The 17,434-nt window shown below is 68.5% G+C and carries 18 protein-coding genes; 10 read left to right on the forward strand and 8 right to left on the reverse strand.

What is annotated here, in order from left to right; genetic code table 11:
* Window positions 1–276, reverse strand: a 276-nt coding sequence (locus BM204_RS18850) for a transposase (protein WP_143099835.1), incomplete at its 3' end; no start/stop codon positions are given.
* Window positions 277–608: 332 nt separating this feature from the next.
* Here BM204_RS18850 and BM204_RS18855 point away from each other — a divergent pair.
* Complete coding sequence (locus BM204_RS18855) at window positions 609–1,349, forward strand: FkbM family methyltransferase (RefSeq protein ID WP_091116639.1); 741 nt, start codon at window positions 609–611, stop codon at window positions 1,347–1,349.
* Window positions 1,350–1,370: 21 nt separating this feature from the next.
* On the opposite strand, the gene BM204_RS18860 is transcribed toward BM204_RS18855, so the two are convergent.
* Entirely contained in the window at window positions 1,371–2,156 is a 786-nt protein-coding gene (locus tag BM204_RS18860; protein ID WP_091116640.1) for a hypothetical protein, read from the reverse strand.
* 207 nt (window positions 2,157–2,363) lie between these two features.
* Here BM204_RS18860 and BM204_RS18865 point away from each other — a divergent pair, with 207 nt between their 5' ends.
* The 7 genes from BM204_RS18865 to BM204_RS18895 all read left to right on the forward strand — a co-directional run bounded on the left by BM204_RS18865 (window position 2,364) and on the right by BM204_RS18895 (window position 9,642).
* Window positions 2,364–3,134, forward strand: a complete 771-nt coding sequence (locus tag BM204_RS18865; RefSeq protein ID WP_091116783.1) for an enoyl-CoA hydratase-related protein — start codon at window positions 2,364–2,366, stop codon at window positions 3,132–3,134.
* A 261-nt stretch (window positions 3,135–3,395) separates the two neighbouring features.
* Window positions 3,396–4,811 carry a DUF1800 domain-containing protein gene (locus tag BM204_RS18870; RefSeq protein ID WP_177223726.1) on the forward strand — a complete coding sequence of 472 codons (1,416 nt, stop codon included), beginning with the start codon at window positions 3,396–3,398 and terminating at the stop codon, window positions 4,809–4,811.
* A 65-nt stretch (window positions 4,812–4,876) separates the two neighbouring features.
* On the forward strand, window positions 4,877–6,190 hold the full coding sequence (locus BM204_RS18875) for a DUF1501 domain-containing protein (protein WP_091116644.1): 1,314 nt from the start codon (window positions 4,877–4,879) through the stop codon (window positions 6,188–6,190).
* A gap of 75 nt (window positions 6,191–6,265) precedes the next feature.
* Window positions 6,266–7,606, forward strand: coding sequence for an MFS transporter (locus BM204_RS18880; RefSeq protein WP_143099839.1), 1,341 nt, complete (start codon window positions 6,266–6,268; stop codon window positions 7,604–7,606).
* A gap of 31 nt (window positions 7,607–7,637) precedes the next feature.
* Complete coding sequence (locus BM204_RS18885) at window positions 7,638–8,543, forward strand: LLM class flavin-dependent oxidoreductase (RefSeq protein ID WP_218031313.1); 906 nt, start codon at window positions 7,638–7,640, stop codon at window positions 8,541–8,543.
* A gap of 101 nt (window positions 8,544–8,644) precedes the next feature.
* A complete protein-coding gene (locus tag BM204_RS18890; protein WP_246166456.1) occupies window positions 8,645–9,181 on the forward strand; it encodes a helix-turn-helix domain-containing protein in 537 nt (178 codons plus the stop codon).
* The gene (locus BM204_RS18895) at window positions 9,178–9,642 is read left to right on the forward strand and encodes a HEPN domain-containing protein (protein ID WP_091116657.1); all 465 of its coding nucleotides are present in this window, start codon (window positions 9,178–9,180) and stop codon (window positions 9,640–9,642) included. The genes BM204_RS18890 and BM204_RS18895 overlap by 4 nt, the downstream gene beginning before the upstream one ends.
* A gap of 55 nt (window positions 9,643–9,697) precedes the next feature.
* Here the strand turns inward: BM204_RS18895 and BM204_RS18900 are convergent, their stop codons facing one another.
* The 5 genes from BM204_RS18900 to BM204_RS18920 all read right to left on the reverse strand — a co-directional run bounded on the left by BM204_RS18900 (window position 9,698) and on the right by BM204_RS18920 (window position 13,849).
* On the reverse strand, window positions 9,698–10,198 hold the full coding sequence (locus BM204_RS18900) for a thioesterase family protein (RefSeq protein ID WP_170259253.1): 501 nt from the start codon (window positions 10,196–10,198) through the stop codon (window positions 9,698–9,700).
* A 168-nt stretch (window positions 10,199–10,366) separates the two neighbouring features.
* The gene (locus tag BM204_RS18905) at window positions 10,367–11,605 is read right to left on the reverse strand and encodes a type II toxin-antitoxin system HipA family toxin (protein WP_091116660.1); all 1,239 of its coding nucleotides are present in this window, start codon (window positions 11,603–11,605) and stop codon (window positions 10,367–10,369) included.
* Window positions 11,602–11,904: a helix-turn-helix domain-containing protein gene (locus tag BM204_RS18910; RefSeq protein ID WP_091116662.1), complete on the reverse strand. Its 303-nt coding sequence runs from the start codon at window positions 11,902–11,904 to the stop codon at window positions 11,602–11,604. Before BM204_RS18910 ends, BM204_RS18905 begins: the two co-directional genes overlap by 4 nt.
* An 80-nt stretch (window positions 11,905–11,984) precedes the next feature.
* Window positions 11,985–12,989, reverse strand: a complete 1,005-nt coding sequence (locus BM204_RS18915) for a TIGR03617 family F420-dependent LLM class oxidoreductase (RefSeq protein WP_091116665.1) — start codon at window positions 12,987–12,989, stop codon at window positions 11,985–11,987.
* 149 nt (window positions 12,990–13,138) lie between these two features.
* On the reverse strand, window positions 13,139–13,849 hold the full coding sequence (locus tag BM204_RS18920; RefSeq protein ID WP_091116668.1) for a TetR family transcriptional regulator: 711 nt from the start codon (window positions 13,847–13,849) through the stop codon (window positions 13,139–13,141).
* Between the two features lie 133 nt (window positions 13,850–13,982).
* On the opposite strand from BM204_RS18920, the gene BM204_RS18925 reads away from it, so the two are divergent.
* Entirely contained in the window at window positions 13,983–14,831 is an 849-nt protein-coding gene (locus BM204_RS18925) for a 3-hydroxybutyryl-CoA dehydrogenase (protein ID WP_091116671.1), read from the forward strand.
* A gap of 23 nt (window positions 14,832–14,854) precedes the next feature.
* Window positions 14,855–16,021: an acyl-CoA dehydrogenase family protein gene (locus BM204_RS18930; RefSeq protein WP_091116674.1), complete on the forward strand. Its 1,167-nt coding sequence runs from the start codon at window positions 14,855–14,857 to the stop codon at window positions 16,019–16,021.
* A 208-nt stretch (window positions 16,022–16,229) separates the two neighbouring features.
* Here BM204_RS18930 and BM204_RS18935 read toward each other — a convergent pair whose 3' ends face one another.
* On the reverse strand, window positions 16,230–17,288 hold the full coding sequence (locus BM204_RS18935; RefSeq protein ID WP_091116676.1) for a Fic family protein: 1,059 nt from the start codon (window positions 17,286–17,288) through the stop codon (window positions 16,230–16,232).
* Window positions 17,289–17,434 lie beyond the last annotated feature (146 nt).

The following is a 17,434-nucleotide window of genomic DNA, read 5'->3' on the forward strand; positions in this document are numbered from 1 at the left end:
GTTGACGTCACGCGAGAGGTAGGCGACCGCACGTCGCATCACCTCGGCCTCCTGCTCGAGCAGACGGATCCGCTTCTTGGCCTCACGCAGCTCGGCTGACTCGGCCGCGGTCGGGCCTGGCCGGGCACCGTCCTCGATGTCGGCTTTCTTCATCCAGCCGTGAAGGCAGCCCTCGGAGATCCCGAAGTCCTTCGCGATCTGGTTCAACGGAGCTTCGCCCTTGCGGGCAACGGCCACGACATCGTCGCGGAACTCCTTGGGGTACGGCTTCGGCATGACAGACATCCTTCCAGCGAGGAGCGATCCTCACAGGTCAGGTGTCAACCGATCCCTGGGCAGTCCCTCCTGCTGCTTTCCGTGCGGAGTGGGAGACGCCGCGCCCGTCTCGTATGCTGCGGCCCATGAGCAGCCCCGATTTGCAAATCCCCCTCCGGATGATTGGGGTCTTCGTAGTCTCATCGCCACGGTCACGTTGTCTGTTACCAAGAGTCCGGCCGAGGTCGAGTGGCTGATGTTTTTCACTGGAGCAGCGCTCATCGCAGCCAGCGTCTCCTAGAGTGCCGCGAGTGAGTCTCCTGAAAGGCGCCGCCACCAAAGTCCTCGGTCCCGTGCAGTTCGACGAGATCGCCATCGCGCACCACGTGCTCGGCAAGCGCGCCGGGTTCATGGTCGACGTCGGCGCACACCGCGGCTACGCACACACGCCATTCGTCGAGGACGGCTGGTCGGTCCTGGCAGTCGAGCCCGACCCGGCGAACCGCCGCTACCTCGAAGACGCCCCGCACCCGCGAGTAGACATTATCCCCAAGGCGATCACTGCCACGGACGGCGAAACTCTGACGCTCTACACGAGCGAGGTGTCGTCGGGCATCAGCTCGCTTGCGGCATTCCACCCCAGCCACACGCCGGGCCCGCAGGTCGAGACCGCCCGCCTCGACACCCTTGTTGCTGGACGTCGCGTGGACTTCCTCAAGGTCGACACCGAAGGGTTTGACCTGCCCGTGCTCCAGACGTTCGACTGGTCACAGAAGCCTGACGTCGTGGTGTGCGAGTTTGAGGACCACAAGACAGTTCCGCTGGGCTACACCTACCGCGACCTCGGGGACTTTCTCGTCGGCCACGGCTACACGGTCCTAATGTCCGAGTGGAACCCTATCGTCGAGTACGGCCAGGCTCACAAGTGGCGGCGCCTCGTGCCGTACCCCGCCGACCTCGTCACCGAGGACGGATGGGGCAACTTCATCGCCGTGCGCAGTCCCGATGCTGCTGCGAAGGCGATGCGAGCCGGCCGTGTTGCTGCTGTCCGCCTGCGCGTCCGCGGCGCTGTCGACAAGGCTCGCGGCAAGTAGCTCTTTGAAGATCCCGAGCGCCTAGAGCGCGTCCACGATGGAGTTCGTGAACGCCATCAGCGCGTCATGGGAGGCTCGCATGTTCTCGTAGGCCACCCTCAGCGCATTGAGGTCCGCCAGTTTTGCGGTGCTCGCAGCGTCGGCCGGCGTGCCCGTATACGCCACGTTCTGCACGTCGGGCGTGTAGGCGCTGAGCGTGGCGTCTGCGGTCAAGTAGGTCTGAGTGAACGCGAACGCGGCAATGACGCCCCGGACCCCGAACTCGGTGACGGTCGCGCCGTTGGTTTTGAATGACCACGCGTCACCGATGCTCGTGCCGTCGTCCTTGTACATGCGGTGCGTCGTCCGGCCGTCAGCTGCGTTACGAATCGCGGACAGCTTCATGTCGGCTGCGGCGTCCTTCGCGCACAGGACGTACCCCGGGGTACGTCCTCGCGCAACGATCTCATCAGTGAGGCCAGACCCCCTGCTGGGCTTCGTGTGCTGCCCATCGGCGCCGAACAGGTAACGAGAGCCGCCTACCGACTGCATGCGGTGGACCAGCTCGCGGGTGCCGTGACCGCCGTAGGTGACCTCCGGCCCGTCGTCGAGAACCGTGCGGCTTCCGCCATTGGAGAGGTCTTCGATCGCCGCGGGAGTGCTGCCCGCGGACTGTGTGGCGAGGGTGCGGATCTTCTTGCTGCGGAGCATGATCGTCGGCCGCTTCCCGGTGTTGCCGTTGGTGACCTTGACCGCATTGCCGGGCTTGGTCTTGGTGCCGCCCGTGACGGCCCAGTCTGGCGAGACGACGGTGGTGCCGCCGGTCACACTTTCCCAGCCAGCAGCCTTCGGAGTGAGTGCTCGGGGCCCGTCGGCTCCCGTGCGCGCCTCGGCCGTGGTTGCGAGCTAGACGCGGCCCTGGGTGGTGGTGCTGGCCGCCGGGACCTCGGTGGCAATAGTGCGCGGATAGGTCCGCCCGCGGGTGAGGTGGGATGGTGGATCGGAGGCGTGCGGGACGCCGTACGCTCCCTGGTCGTGAGCGAAGAGCTGCAGGTCCAGCGCCGGGACGGCGTCGTCGAGGTCACTTTCAACCGGCCGCAGCGGCACAACGCGTTCACGCGCGACATGTATGCCGGGATGCGGGAGCTGTGCGAGGAGCTGCGTGACGACGCTGACGTGCGGGTGCTGGTGCTGCGCGGGGAGGGTGGTCGGGCGTTCGCCGCGGGCAACGAGATCTCGGACTTCTTGTCGCAGGACGCGGTGGCCTACGAGGACTGGATCCGCGAGCTGCTCGAGATGCTCTTCGCGTTGCCGCAGGTGACGATCGCGGCGGTATCGGGGGTGTGTGTCGGTGGGGGGCTGGCGGTCGCGACGCACTGCGACCTGAGGGTGGCGACGGCGGGGAGCCGGTTCGGCTACCCGATCGCGCGGACGTTGGGCAACGCGCTGGCGGGGTCGTTGGTCTACCGGTGCTCGTCGGTGTTCGGGGAGTCGTTGACGCGGGAGATGCTCCTTGCGGCGCGGCTGGTGGACGCGGAGCGGGCCCATGCCGTGGGGGCGGTGATGGCCGTCGTGCCGGACGTGGAGGCGCTGACCGCCGAAGTCTCTTCTCTTGTGGAGGGGATCCTCGCGCTGTCGCCGGTGACCGTGCGGGCCACGAAGCACCAACTGCTGGACCGGGCCAAGCGGCTCGAGGTGAGTCCGGTGGGGGATGGTGAGGTGCTGCGAGAGGTCTACACGGGGCCGGACTTCGCCGAAGGAGTGCGGTCCTTCCTCGCCAAGGAGAAGCCGGCCTTCGAAGGTTGACCGGGTGCCTGGCATGAAGGAGGCATGAAGGTGATGCGGCAGATTGCCTCAAGATCCGCCTGGTGACGCCGAACAGATCCCTGTCGAAATGGATTTCGAACGACAGGGACACGGATGTCTACTTCACGAATTTTTCCTCAGGACCGCGCGCTCTCACGGCGGCAGGGCCTTCGCCTGGCAAGTGGTGCCACTCTCGCCAGTGCTGTCGCACTGCCGGCCGGTCGAGCTGACGCGGCGGCCCCGCCCTACCAGCCGATGCCCGTGTTGCCGGTCGAGTCGCGGCACCTGGTCAACCGCTTCAGCTATGGCATCACGCCCGCGCTGGCCGAGGAGGTCAGGGCGGCCGGGGGTCACCTCGCGTGGTTCGACCAGCAGCTCGACACGGCCCATGACGGCTCAGCCGACGGGCTCTGTGATTGGTGGCCTGACCTTCACCTCGATGCCGTCACGCTATGGCAGCGAAACGTGTCGGGTGTCCGTTCTGGCAGCAGTGTCATGTGGGACTACGGCCGCAGGTCGGTGCTGCGCCGGCTGACCTCACCACGACCGGTGCTCGAGGTGATGCACGAGTTCTGGGAGAACCACTTCCACGTGCCGATCATCGCCGACAACATCTTCCCGCTGCGCGCGCCGTACGGCGACGTCATCCGCAAGCACGCGCTGGGTCGATTCGAGGATCTGCTTACCGAGGCCGTGCTGCACCCCGCCATGCTGATGTATCTCGGCGCTGCGACCTCGACGAAGCTGCACCCCAACGAGAACCTCGGCAGGGAGCTGCTCGAGCTGCACACGGTCGGGGTGGGCAACTACTCCGAGGCCGAGGTCAAGGACGCGGCCCGCATCCTCACCGGGTGGCGAGTCGACCTCTATCGCACGTGGAGCCCGTCCTACTCGAACGTCGATCATTGGCTCGGGCCGGTGAGCGTCATGGGGTTCAGCGCTGCCAACCTCCTGCCCGACGGCCGAGAGGTCACCAGGGCGTTGCTCTCGCACCTGGCCCACCACCCGGCCACCGCGCGGCGGATCGCGAACAAGCTGGTGCGACAGTTCGTGTCCGATGTCCCCTCCGAGCCCCTCGTCGGACGGCTGGCGGCAACCTACCTGGCCAACGACACCGCGATCGCGCCCGTCCTGCGAGAGCTGGTGGGTTCTGCGGAGTTCGCCGCTTCGGTCGACCAGAAGCTCCGCGATCCCGACGAGGACGTGATCGCGACCTACCGCCTGCTGGGTGCCAGTGTGGCGCCCCCGACGGGCGATTCGTCGGCGGCCAACCAGGTCTACTGGACTCTCTACTCCCTCGGCCTGGCGCCCTGGAACTGGCCACGCCCGGACGGGCAGCCGGTCGACGCGGTGTCGTGGTCGTCACCGAGCCGCGCCCTGGCGTCGATGTCCTTCCACTGGTGGCTGGCAGGAGGGCAGGTCGGAGCCACGGACGTGTCCTTCCCCACCCCGGTCAGCCACCTGCCCCAGCGGAAGATCCTGTTGCGCGACCTGGTGGACCACCTGTCGCGACAGCTCTTGCACCGACCGGCGACCAAGGTGCTGGTCCAGGCCTGCTGCGAGGCGGTCGAGCTCGATCCCAAGACGATCGTGACGAGGAGGACCGACCTCTTCACCTGGCGCTGGCAGCGGCTCGTGGCCGCGATCCTCGACAGCCCCTCCTTCTACCACCACTGACTCCCTCGCAGCATCGGCGCTAGCGCGCCGTGCTGCTGGACCCTGCCCTGAGACGGAGCACGACCATGACTGCTGAAGCCCTGCCCCTGACCGGCTGCCCCTGCGTTTCGGACCCGACATCGGGTCTCCCACAGCCTCGTGGCTCCACCAGTCGTCGTGGGCTGCTGCGGGGGGCCGCGCTGGTCGGCGCCACCACGATGTTCGGCTCGACGGCGGTGACGCTGGGCCGGCTGCCCGGAGCGGCGGCCGAGATCGCGTCGGTGGCTGTGTCGCCGGCATCCTCGGTCCTGGTCGTGCTCTCGCTGCGCGGTGCGGCAGACGGGCTCTCGCTCGTCGTGCCGCACGCGGACCCGGCGTACTACCTCAGCCGTCCGACCATCGCCGTCCCGTCGGCTGCTCTGCTCGCGAAGGACGCCTCGTTCGGCCTGCACCCTGCCTTGGCGCCCCTGCTGCCGATGTGGGAGTCGGGTCAGCTCGCGGCGGTGCACGCCACCGGGATGGCCGTGCCGAACCGGTCGCACTTCGCGGCGATGGAGGAGCTCGAGGACGCTGCTCCCGGTTCGTCGAGCCGCGTCGGCTGGCTCAACCGGCTCATCGGTGACGACGCCGTCGCCTCGACTGTGCAAGGGCTCGCGGTCGGCTCCGGGCTGCCGATGTCGCTGATCGGCACCGAGGCGGCTATGTCCTTCAGGTCGCTGGAGACAGCGGTGCTGGCCGGTGGGGACAAGCGCTACGACCCCCGCGGCTCCCGGGCCCGGTCACTGAAGACCCAATGGGCCCAGTCGTCGACCCCGATGGGGGCCGGAGTCAGGAACGCCCTGGGTGCCCTGGTCGATCTCGGCCCCGCCAAGGCACAAGCGGACCGGGCGACCAGCTTTCCCCCCAGCAGCCTGGGCCAGGCACTCTCCTCGGTGTCGCGCACCCTGCGTGGAGAGATCGGTGTCTCGGTGGTCACCGTCGACGCGGGGTCCTGGGACATGCACACCGAGATGGGGACCGTCGCCGCGGGCGCCATGACCAGCAGTGCGGCCGATCTGGCGACCTGCATCGCTGCGTTCTTCGCCGACCTGGGTCCGGTCGCCGACAAGGTCACCCTGGTCACGATCAGTGAGTTCGGGCGGCGGGTGCAGGAGAACGCCAACAGGGGTCTGGACCATGGGTGGGGCAACGTGATGTTCGTGGCCGGGGCCGGGGTGAAGGGTGGCTCCTACTACGGGAGGTGGCCGGGCCTGCGCAACACGCTCGATGCTGACCTGGCGGTCACCACGGACTACCGGAGCGTGCTGGCGGAGATCGTCGCGGCGCGGACCGGTGCTTCTACGGCGACGGTGTTTCCGGGGTTCACCCGGGAGAAGGTCGGGGTCATGGTCGGGCAGTAGTGGAGCGACTTCACCTCGCTGCTCGTCCAGCGAGGTGGAGGAATCTTCTGAGGGTCGGGGCTGTTCGGACTCTTCGTGACCACTGACGACTCGCGCCGGGTGTCCCTGCTGCTCGGAGCGCTCTTCGGGTTGGCGGGGATGGGGTCGTCGTCGGCGGCGATCGCGCTGCCGCTGATGGGGCAGGACCTCGGGGTGGGGGTCGGGGAAGCGACGTGGACGATCAGCCTCTACACCTTGATGCTCGCGGTCACGACGGCCGTCTACGGGAGGGTGTCCGACCTGGTCGGCGTGAAGATCCCCCTGCTCGTCGGCATCGCCCTGATGACGGCTGGGGCGCTGGTGGCGGCGTTCGCGCCGTCGTACGGCGTGCTGCTGGTCGCGCGGCTCTTCCAGGGCGCGGGGGTGGCGGCCGTGCCGACGCTGGGGGTAGCGATCGTGAGCGCCCGCTACGACGGCGAGGTGCGCGGCATCGCGCTGGGCCGGCTCGCCGGGATGGCGGCGGCGGTCAGCTGCCTGGGGCCCCTCGTCGGAGGCGTCGTGGAGCACGCCTTCGGGTGGCGGGCCGTCATGGCGCTGCCGATCCTGGGGGTGCTCATCATCCCGTTCCTGTGGCGGGCGCTGACCGGTGAGGGCAGTGGCGCGAGCCTCGACATCATCGGCGCGGTCCTCGTCGCTGCGACCGCCGCGGGGCTGGTGCTGCTGGTGCAGTCGCCCGCGACGGGCGTGCTCATCGCCGGCATCGGGGTCCTGCTGATGGTCCTCGGGGTGCCGCTCGTGACGATGCGAGTCCGCCGCAAGCCGCACGGCTTCCTGCCGATGTCGGTGATCCGCAACGGCACCGTCGTGCGCAGCGCGGTCGCTGCCGCGGCCGTGCCTGCGGCGTGGTTCGCCCAGCTGATCGCCATCCCGGCTGTGCTGGTCGGCGATGGCTGGGAGCCCTGGCAGGTCGGGCTGCTGCTGCTGCCCAGCGCCGGGCTCGCGATCGCGATGCCGAAGACCGCCGGCGCGCTGCTCATCCGCATCGGGTCGGCCGCGTCGCTCGCGGTGTCGGGGGTGATCGCCTCGCTGGCGCTGCTGCTGGCGGCGTTCGGGACCTGGCAGATCTCCCCGGTCGCCGTCGTGGTCGCCGTGGCGCTCTGCACGGTCGCCTTCGGGCTCGGCCAGCCGGCCCTGATGGCGGCCGTGGGCGGGTCGGTCGAGGCCGACGTACGCGGTGTCGCTCTCGGCGTCGCCACCCTCCTCTTTCTCGTCGGCGGCTCCGTCGGCGCCGCCGTGGTGGGCGGGCTCGGCGGCATCATCGGGATCCCGGCTGCCCTTGCCGCGCTCGCCCTGTTGCCGTTGCTGGGGCTGGTCGCGCTCGTCCCCGAGCTGCGACGTGTGACGCCGGCACTCGTCCGCGACGACGTCACTCCCTGACGCTGTCCGCGGCGTCTGCCACAGTGTCGCCATGCACGTGGGGATGACGCTGCCGGTGATGGAGCCGGACCTGTGGGCCGACGGCGCCGCGACGCTGGAGTCGTGGGCGCGCGCGATCGACGAGGGTCCGTTCGCCTCGCTCTGCTTCGGCGAGCGGATGGCCTTCGACAACCCCGAGACGCTGACGCTGCTCGGGGCTGTCGCTGCGTGGACGCATCGGGTGCGGATCGTGACCACGGTGATCGTGCCGCAGCTGCACGACCCGGTGATGCTCGCGAAGGCGCTCGCCACCGGTGACCAGCTCAGCGGTGGGCGGCTGACCGTGGGGTTCGGGGTGGGCGGGCGCGAGGAGGACTACCGCGCTGTCGGCGCTGCGGTCTCGGAGCAGACGATGGCGGGGATGGCGTCGCAGGTGGCCGTGATGAAGCGCGTGTGGGCCGGTGAGGACGTCACCGGTGCGACGCTGCCGGTCGGTCCTCTGCCCGTGCAGATGGGTGGGCCGTCGTTGCTGGTCGGCACGATGGGGCCGAAGACGATCCGGAGTGCTGCCGCGTGGGCTGATGGTCTCGCGGGGGTCTCCCTGGACCTGGACGTCTCGGCTGCTGCCGGGTTGTTCTCGCTTGCGCGGACCTGTTGGTCGGAGGCGGGGAGGGGGGTGCCGCGGCTGACCACGTCGTTCTGGTTCGCCCTGGATGAGGGTGACGGCTCAGCGCGCGAGCAGGTGCACCGCCACCTGCGGCACTACATGAACTGGATCCCTGCTGAGTTCGTCGAAGCCATGGCGCCGACGACGAGGTTCGCTGGGACCTTGTCTGAGCTCGCGGAGGTGCTGGCGCGGTTCGAGGAGGCGGGGGCCGACGAGGTGCACCTGATCCCCACCGGCTCCGACGTGGCGCAGGTGGAGCGGGTGGCTGCGCTGCTGGCGACGTCATACTGAGGCTTGTATTCACCTAAGACGTGTCTAATACTAGAACTCTCATGCGAACTTCACCTCCCGCGCTGCTGCCCTTCCTGCGCTCTCAGGTCCAGGGCGATCTCTTGGCCCTGACCTACCTGAACCCGGACCAGGAGTTCAGCATCACCGAGGTGGCCGGTCGCATCGGTGCGTCGGTGAAGTCGGTGCAGCAGGAGGTGTCACGCCTGGTGGAGGCGGGGTTGCTGACCGATCGGCGGATGGGGACATCCCGGCTGGTGCGGTCGGTGCAGAGCTCGGTCTTGGTGCGTCCGCTGACCGACCTGTTGGCGGTCACCTATGGGCCGCTGCCCGTCTTGACGCGAGCCCTCACAGGAATCGGCGGGATTGAGCGGGCCTACATCTACGGTTCCTGGGCGGCGCGCTACTGCGGCGAGCCGGGTCACCTCCCTGGGGATGTCGACGTGTTGGTCGTCGGTGACGCCGATGTGGACGTCCTGAACGAGCGTGCGCGTGAAGCCGAGGTCGTGCTGCATCGCGAGGTGAGCATCCGCAGGGTCCGCGCCCACGCGTGGGAGGACGGGACGGATCCCTTCATCAGCACCGTTCGCGCCCGCCCCATGGTCGAGCTCCAGATTCGTCGTACGGAGGAGACTTCATGAAGTGGGAACAGGGTCGCGTCGTGGTCGATCACATGATTGTCGACGGCGAGCTCGAGCGGGTCCAGGCGAGCCGCGAACATGCCGATCGTCTGCTCGAACAAGCAAAGCGGCACGTCGAGTCGGCTGAGCAGACGTGCGCCTCAGATCCCGAAGGCGCCTACGGCATGCTCTATGACGCTGGACGGAAAGCCTTGTGGTCGGTCCTGGCCAACCAGGGGTTGAGGCCCACGCGACAGGGCGATCATCTGGCGGTCTATCGAGCAGTCACGGCTCAGCTGGACCCGCCGATGGGGCCGCAGCTGCGGCCCTTCGACCGCATGCGCCGTCAACGCCACGCCGCCGAGTATCCGCAGGCCGACACCCCTGAACTGGTCTCGGTCGACGTCCTCGACGACGTGCCCAAGATCCAGGCGATCGTGCACATCGCTGAGGGTGTGCTCGACAGCATGTCGGTGTTCTGAGCGGGCAGTTCACGAGGTGGTCAAACGTTTGGCCACGAATGACGGTGTGGTGCGGTCAGCGCAGGGCGACGGAGCCGGAGAGCTCGGGGGCCCAGCCGTGCTCCTTCTCCTCGGCGATGCGCTTGTCCATGGCGCCGGCGACGTCGTCGGGCCAGTCGGAGGTCTTGCGGGTATCCATGTCCATGTGGAGGAAGATCTCCTCCATGACATAGCTGACCTTGGAGCCGGAGTCGTCGAGCAGGTACACGACCACATGCGCCGCGCGTGCGGAGCGGCCGACGAAGCGCACGCGCACGGAGATCTTGTCGCCGGTGCGCAGCTCGGTGAGGTAGGTCAAGTGGTGCTCGGCGGAGAAGACCGCCTGGCCGGCCGCGGCGGGCCAGTTCATCGGGATACCGACCTCGATGAGGGACTCGTCCAAGCCCTCGCTGGCGATGCCGAGGTAGTGACGGACGTTGAGGTGTCCGTTGAAGTCCTCGAAGGCGACGGGGATGGACTGCTGGCAGTAGGCCGGGAGTGCGGCGACCTGCTCGTAGGACGGCTGGGAGGTGGTCACGAGGAGGAACTTACGCGACCGTGGCCGACCGCATGCCCAGGAGGTCGCGGGGTCCGCGATCTGGGCATGATCAACGCTCGACGGTCAGGCGAATCGACTGATTCACAGCGTGCTAACTGACTGATAGACCGGCCGCTGGCCGACGGTCTGGTCCTCGCTCGGAGTGGGTCAGTGGCGCGGGTTGCCGAAGCGGTCCATCACGGCCGCAAATCTGTCGCACTGGCCGGTACTGATGCCGTTGGCGGTGGCGACCTCGCGCCACGAAGCGGTCCCGGCCAGGGTTGCCGCCCACACGGCTCGCGCTTCTGTGTCGTCCAAGCCGAAGTCAGCGGCGGACGCGAACAGGGCGGCAACTGCGGTCTCAGCGGTGTCGGCGTATCCGATGGTGGTCGCCCGGGAGGCACGCGGATCAGGGTGCGGGTTGATGTCGAACGCCGGGGAAAGTCGCCACCCGGCCGTCGCGCGGAGGAAGCCGTGGTTGCGCAAGTGATCGTCGACGTTGTTGATGATGAGGGAGAAGGCGATCCGACGCCACAGCTCAGCCAGGTCCAAGGAGACCTGGCTGCCGTGCTCGCTGAGGGCTTCGGCCATCTCGAGGTAATCGGCCCGGTCCTGGTCGCGGACGCGCAGCAGCGTCATCGCGCTGACGTAGCCGACTCGGGTCCCCATGTCGCGATCGAAGCGGTCGAGCAGGAGGACGCTGCGGCCGCCGACGTCCACGAGCTGGTGATCAGGCACCCGGATGCCACAGCGTTCGGCCAGGTCAAGAGCAGTCATTTCCCAGGCCATGACGTCCCACTCGTCGCTCTGGTGAGGAAACTTTGCGATCAGCAGGTTGTCGCCGTCGTGTACTGACGCTTTGGGACGCGCTCCACCCAGGGAGCCCGACCCTGCGTCGAGCAGCTCCTTGACCGCACCCATGTCATCATCCCCATCGGTAGCCACGGCGTCGGCGGCGCGCAACAGGCGAGGGAGCGCCACGAGCTTGGGGACGTCCGGTTCGGTGCCGAGGTAGGGGCCGCCTTCGGTCAGCGAGAACCGCAGGGCCCCCTGCCGGGACGGGTCGCTGACTCCCAAGAGGTAGTCCACCTCCTGGATGGAGCCGAGCTGGCGTCCGTCATCGCGAGCTCGAGCGCGAGCGCGCTTGGCGATGAGGCTGCGGCCCCACCGGTCCGGAGCGCTGTCAGCGAAGCAGCCTGGCAGTCCTGCGAGAGAGTGCTTGCCGGTGCCGAGCGACAGGTCAGGGCTAAGCGGATAGCTGCGCCGGTTGGCGAGGTAGCCGGGGTCATAGTCGAAGACGACCGAGGTGACTCCACGTCGCTCGGTGGCGAAGGCCGTGCCCGCCTTGACCGCGGTACCGCCGATCTCGACCGTGACGTGGACACGGGTGGTGGGGGGCCCAGTCATCGGCGAACTCGTCGAGGGAGGACGTCGTCGGCGCGCGCGCGGCCGAGATCCGTTTCATATGGGTCGACGGACTCCACGACGCGGTCGAGCTGACCCAGGGCTCTGGCCACGCCCAGGAACACGTCCAAGCCCACTCCAGGGTCGCCGTGCTCGAGTCGCCGCAACGTGGTGCGTGAGATGCCCGCGCGATCGGCGACCTGCTCCGCCGTCAAGTTCTGCAGCTTGCGCCACGTGAGGAGGTGATCGCCGATCTCTGCGGCGCCGCGGCGTACCCGGACCGGCAGTGGACGCTTAGCCATGCCGCCTCCTATGACGCATTTACTGACCATTATCTGACCTAATGATCAGGTTCGTGCCCATTGTGCCTGAGGGCTGGGCGTTAGTCGAGGGCTCTCGCGAGGTCCGCGATCTGGTCGAGCGCCGGCTCGTAGCCGGGGAAGTAGGCACACACCCGCTCTGCGTGGTCGCCGAAGCGGCGGTGGAGCTCGGCGGCGCATTCCTCGGGGGTGCCGCGCACCGCGAGCGTGGAGAGCATCTCGTCGGTGACCAGCGCCATCATGGCTGGGATGTCACCGACCTTGGAGAGCGCGTTGAGCTCGGGCTGCACGTCGGCCCACCCCTCGACCTCGAGGACGGGGAGGTAGGCGGGGGTGGAGCCGTAGAACGCCAGCAGCCCCCGGGCGGCTGCGTCTGCTGCTGTCCGCTCGTCGGTCGTGCGGCCCATGGCGAGGATCGCCTGGGGATAGATGCTGAAGTCGTCGCGGCTGCGTTCGGAGCGGGCCAGGCCCTCGGCCACGGCCGGGAGGGTGCGCTCGAGGAAGTGCCGGTGGCTGTGGAACGGCATGACCAGCAGTCCGTCGGCGACCTCGGCGGCCGTGCGGGTCATCACCGGGCCGAGCGCGCCGAGCAGGATCGGCGCGATGCCGAAGGGGTTGGTGCCGGGCACGAACGTCGGTGGCATCAGCGTGTGCTGGGTGTGCTCGCCGCGGAAGTCCAACCGCGTGCCGTCCTGCCAGGAGGCCAGGATCGCCTTGACCGCCAGCACGATCTCGCGCATGCGGGCGGCGGGCGGGCTCCACGTGGCGCCGTACCGCTTCTCGATGTGGGGCTTGATCTGGCTGCCCAGCCCGAGCCGGAAGCGGCCCCTGCTGAGCAGCTGCAGGTCGTAGGCGGCGTTGGCTAGGTGCATCGGGCTGCGCGGCATCGCGATCGCGACGTTGGTCATCAGGTCGGTCTCGACCACGCCCGCCGCGCTGGCCAGGGGGAGGAAGACGTCGTGCGGGCCCTCGAAGGTGAAGAGGCCGGCGATGCCCGTGCCGGTCAGCTCGCGGGCCCGGTCGGCGGCGTGGTCGGGGCGGGCGTCGAGCTGGAGGTCGAGGAGCACGTGTCTGACGGTATTGGCTGGGGACGCTCCCGTCAGCCCTGTTCTAGAACACGTTTCAGTTGCGGGTGGTGGCGGCTGGTGGCGTCGAGTGACACGAAAAGCATGCAAAAGTGCCGTCAGGACATGCAAACGGTGTCACTCGACGAAGGTCACGGTGACCCGCCGCCCTCCAGCACCCGCTTCAGCTCAGGCAGTACGTCGTCCAGGTCGCGCTGGGTGCGCAGCACGACGACCTGGGTCTCGCCCGGGCCGGGTCGCTCCGCGGCGGGCTGCGGCGCGAAGAGCTCGACCACGGCGGCCATGGCGGCGTCGAAGTCGACCTCGGGGGTCGTCGTACGGCCTCGGAGCCATTGGCGCAGGACGTGGTTGTGGGCGGTGACGACCGCGTCGGCCATGAGCTCGGCGCGCAGGGCAGTGCCGGCGTCCGTCTCCTCCCCGGAAGCGGAGGTCATCCAGGTGCGGATGAAGGCGTGGAACGTGCGTTGGTATTGCCGCTGGCCGCTGATCTCGCGCGCGCGCAGCGCCGGGACGTTGCTGGTGAGCCGGTAGCGGCTGCGGGCCAGGTCGCCCTCCGCGAGGTAGTGCAGCAGCACGAGCCGGGCGGCCTCGGTCACCGCGACCAGGGCGGCTGCGGGGGTGGCGGCGGCGAGGCGCTCGCGCACGGAGGCGACCAGGGTGTCGTGGTCGGGGAAGATCACGTCCTCCTTGGTCGCGAACGCGCGGAAGAACGTCGTGCGCCCGACGCCCGCGCGGGCCGCGATGTCGTCGACGGTCGTCTTCTCGAAACCGCGCTGCTCGAAGAGCTCGTAGGCCGCTCGGATCATCCGTTCGCGGCTCGAGCTCGTTCTCCTGGTCTCCATGAGCGCCTCCTGCGGGGATGGTCGGGGATGGTCGGGGATGGTCGGGGGGTGGGGGGAAGACAACCACGCTGGTACTGAGTACCATATGGGAGGTATTCAGTATCGGAGCGTCGTCGAGTCGAGGGAGCAGCACATGCGCAACATCGGAGTGGTGGGCTGCGGCCTGATGGGGGCCGGCATCGCCGAGGTGTGCGCCCGGGCCGGGCTGGACGTCGTCGTCGCCGAGTCGAGCGAGGCCGCGGCAGCGGCCGGGCGCAAGCGTCTGACGGCCTCGCTGCAGCGCGCGGAGGCCAAGGGCAAGATCGACTCCGCCGCCGACGTCCTCACCCGGATCCGCGTCGTCACCGCCCTCGAGGACCTCGCCGACCGCGACCTGGTCATCGAGGCGATCGTCGAGGACGAGGACGCCAAGGTCGCGCTCTTCCGCCGCCTTGACGAGATCGTCACCTCGCCCGGGGCGATCCTCGCCTCCAACACCTCCTCGATCCCGATCATGAAGCTCGGCGTGGTGACCAACCGCCCGCAGCAGGTCATCGGCATCCACTTCTTCAACCCGGTGCCCGTGCTCCAGCTCGTCGAGCTCGTGCCCAGTCTCCTGACGGCTGAGGAGACGACCGATCGCGCGCGCACGTTCGTCGAGGAGCAGCTCGGGAAGCAGGCCATCGACTGCCAGGACCGTGCCGGCTTCGTCGTCAACGCGCTGCTGATCCCCTTCGTGCTCTCCGCGATCCGGATGCTCGAGTCGGGCTTCGCCACCGCCGCCGACATCGACCGCGGGCTGGTCCTGGGCGCCGCACACCCGCAGGGGCCGCTCGCGCTCGCCGACCTGATCGGCCTCGACACGACCAAGGCCGTGGCCGAGTCGCTCTACGAGGAGTTCAAGGAGCCGCTCTACGCCGCCCCGCCGCTCCTGAACCGCATGGTCGACGCCGGGCTGCTGGGCCGCAAGGCCGGCCGCGGCTTCTACACCTACGACAAGTAGCCCTTCCCTCCCAGGAGATCACCATGAGCAACGCTGACTTCGACCTGTTCCGCATCAACGAGGACCACGAGGCGCTGCGCGACGCCGTACGCAACCTCGCCGAGAACAAGATCGCTCCCTACGCCGCGGAGGTCGACGAGAAGAGCGAGTTCCCGCAGGCGGCGTACGACGCCCTCGTGGCCTCCGACTTCCACGCCCCGCACGTGCCGGAGGACTACGACGGCGTGGGCGCCGACGCGCTCGCCACCTGCATCGTCATCGAGGAGGTCGCCCGTGTGTGCGCGTCGTCCTCGCTCATCCCGGCCGTCAACAAGCTCGGCTCGCTGCCGCTGATCCTCGGCGGCTCCGAGGACCTCAAGCGCCGCTACCTGCCCCCGCTGGCGAGCGGCGCGGCCGGTTTCTCCTACGGCCTCTCCGAGCGCGACGCCGGCAGCGACACCGCGGCGATGAAGACTCGCGCCAAGGCCGACGGCGACGACTTCATCCTCACCGGGCAGAAGTCGTGGATCACCAACGCCGGCTTCTCGGAGTACTACACCGTCCTGGCCGTCACCGACACCGAGGCCGGGCGCGGCAAGGGCATCAGCGCCTTCATCGTCGAGAAGTCCGACGAGGGCTTCACGTTCGGCGAGAAGGAGCGCAAGCTCGGCATCAAGGGCTCGCCGACGCGCGAGCTGCTCTTCGACAACGTGCGGATCCCGGGTGATCGGATGATCGGCTCGCCGGGGACCGGCTTGGCGCTTGCCCTCCAGACGCTGGACCACACCCGCGTCACCATCGGCGCGCAGGCCGTCGGCATCGCCCAGGGCGCGCTCGACTTCGCACTCGGCTACGTCAAGGAGCGCCAGCAGTTCGGCAAGCGGATCGCCGACTTCCAGGGCATCCAGTTCATGCTCGCCGACATGGCGATGACCCTCGAGGCCGCGCGCCAGATGGTCTACGTCGCGGCGGCCAAGTCCGAGCGGGGCGACGCGGACCTGCCGTTCTTCGGGGCTGCTGCGAAGTGCTTCGCCTCCGACGTGGCGATGCAGGTGACCACCGATGCCGTGCAGCTGCTCGGGGGCGCCGGCTACACGACCGACTTCCCCGTCGAACGGATGATGCGCGACGCGAAGATCACCCAGATCTACGAAGGCACCAACCAGGTGCAGCGGGTCGTGATGGCGCGGCAGCTGCTCGCGGGGCGATAGTCGGGTGCTCTGACCGTTCGTCGGTCCGACTCGCCGGCACCACCCGGTGCTGAGAAGCTTCTCGGCGGGCGCATCCTGCTGGGTCGGCTCTACCTCGACTACGTCAGCCACGGCGCCCCCTTCGAGGACGCTTGTCCCCCCACTGTGGTGGCGGGGGACGACGTAGTGTTCCTCAGGGGAGGTCCTGCTTTCGCAGGCTGAGAGGTGACTACCCCTCACGGCCCGTCTTGATCCAGGCCGCGGACCTACCGGTCCCTTCGGACCGCACGGACCCCTCTTGCTTGAGCTGGTCCAGCGCGAGCCTGATGGTGGGGTCGCTGATGCCGGGCAGGGCGACTCGGACGTCGGCGATCTTGAAGATCTGCGGCGCGTGCTGGGTCACGTACTCGCGGACCCGGTCCTGCTTCGTGCCGCTCGAGCGCTGCGCCGTGGTGCCCTGCTCGAACCGCTCGTAGGCGCGGGACAGGACGTCGACGAAGTAGGTGAGCCAGGGCCACGGGTCGTTGGTGCGTTCGTGCCAGCCGTGCGTGGACTCGAGCAACGCCTCGTAGTACTTGTCGGCGGTCTCGGCGATGAGCTGCTCGAGGGAGACGTACTTGCCGACCGTGTACCCGGCGTCGTCGAGCAGCGCGTTGGTGAGCGCCCGGACAACGCGGCCGTTGCCATCCTCGAAGGGGTGGATCGTGAGGAGGTCCAAGACGAATAGCCCGACCAGCAGGACCGGGTGATGGGTGCCGGCGGCCAGAGCTTCGCGATAGCGGTCGACGAGCTCGGCGGTGTAGTACTCGGTGCGCGATGCCGGTACGGGGACGAACCGGACCTCGACGGTGCCATCCGGGGACCGGTCGAGGACAAGGTTGTCACTCTCCTTGAAGTGCCCACCGGGCGCCTTCGTCTTTGCGAAGAGCTCACGGTGCAGATGGAGTAACAGGCCGACGTTGAGTGGGCGCCAGTCGCTGCCGAACAGGTAGTCCAGCGCGGCACGATAGCCGGCGAACTCCTGCTCGCTGCGGGTGCGTAGTACGGCTGCCTTGCCGCTGATGATGGCCGACGCTCGGGCCTGGTCGGGCACCACAACGCCTTCGAGTGCGGATGACGCGGTGATGCTGGCGACGCGCGCGCGATGAGCGAGCTCGGTCAGCAGCGCCGGCAGCTGGTTGCGGAACAGCTCCTCGCGGCCGCGGCCGATGTCCACCCGGCCGAGCTTGGTCACTACGGCGCCCGGCACGCTGCCCAGGCAGCGGTCGAGGTCGACGAACGACTCCACGGAACCTCCCCATCAATCCTGAAAACATACTAACCGGAAGTCCGATTATGTAGTTTAGAAGGTGTTGTTGGGTAGTTACGAAGGCACCAACCAGGTGCAGCGGATCGTGATGGCGCGACAGCTGCTTGCTCGCTGATCGTCGCGAT

The organism is Nocardioides psychrotolerans (assembly GCF_900113685.1).
GTDB lineage: Bacteria > Actinomycetota > Actinomycetes > Propionibacteriales > Nocardioidaceae > Nocardioides > Nocardioides psychrotolerans.

What these genes read in the sequence shown, in the direction of transcription:
- BM204_RS18925 (WP_091116671.1), top strand. Translation starts at nt 13,983, where the DNA reads ATGCGCAACATCGGAGTGGTGGGCTGCGGCCTGATGGGGGCCGGCATC.
- BM204_RS18920 (WP_091116668.1), bottom strand. Translation starts at nt 13,849, where the DNA reads ATGGAGACCAGGAGAACGAGCTCGAGCCGCGAACGGATGATCCGAGCG.
- BM204_RS18875 (WP_091116644.1), top strand. Translation starts at nt 4,877, where the DNA reads ATGACTGCTGAAGCCCTGCCCCTGACCGGCTGCCCCTGCGTTTCGGAC.
- BM204_RS18885 (WP_218031313.1), top strand. Translation starts at nt 7,638, where the DNA reads ATGCACGTGGGGATGACGCTGCCGGTGATGGAGCCGGACCTGTGGGCC.
- BM204_RS18910 (WP_091116662.1), bottom strand. Translation starts at nt 11,904, where the DNA reads ATGGCTAAGCGTCCACTGCCGGTCCGGGTACGCCGCGGCGCCGCAGAG.
- BM204_RS18930 (WP_091116674.1), top strand. Translation starts at nt 14,855, where the DNA reads ATGAGCAACGCTGACTTCGACCTGTTCCGCATCAACGAGGACCACGAG.
- BM204_RS18895 (WP_091116657.1), top strand. Translation starts at nt 9,178, where the DNA reads ATGAAGTGGGAACAGGGTCGCGTCGTGGTCGATCACATGATTGTCGAC.
- BM204_RS18905 (WP_091116660.1), bottom strand. Translation starts at nt 11,605, where the DNA reads ATGACTGGGCCCCCCACCACCCGTGTCCACGTCACGGTCGAGATCGGC.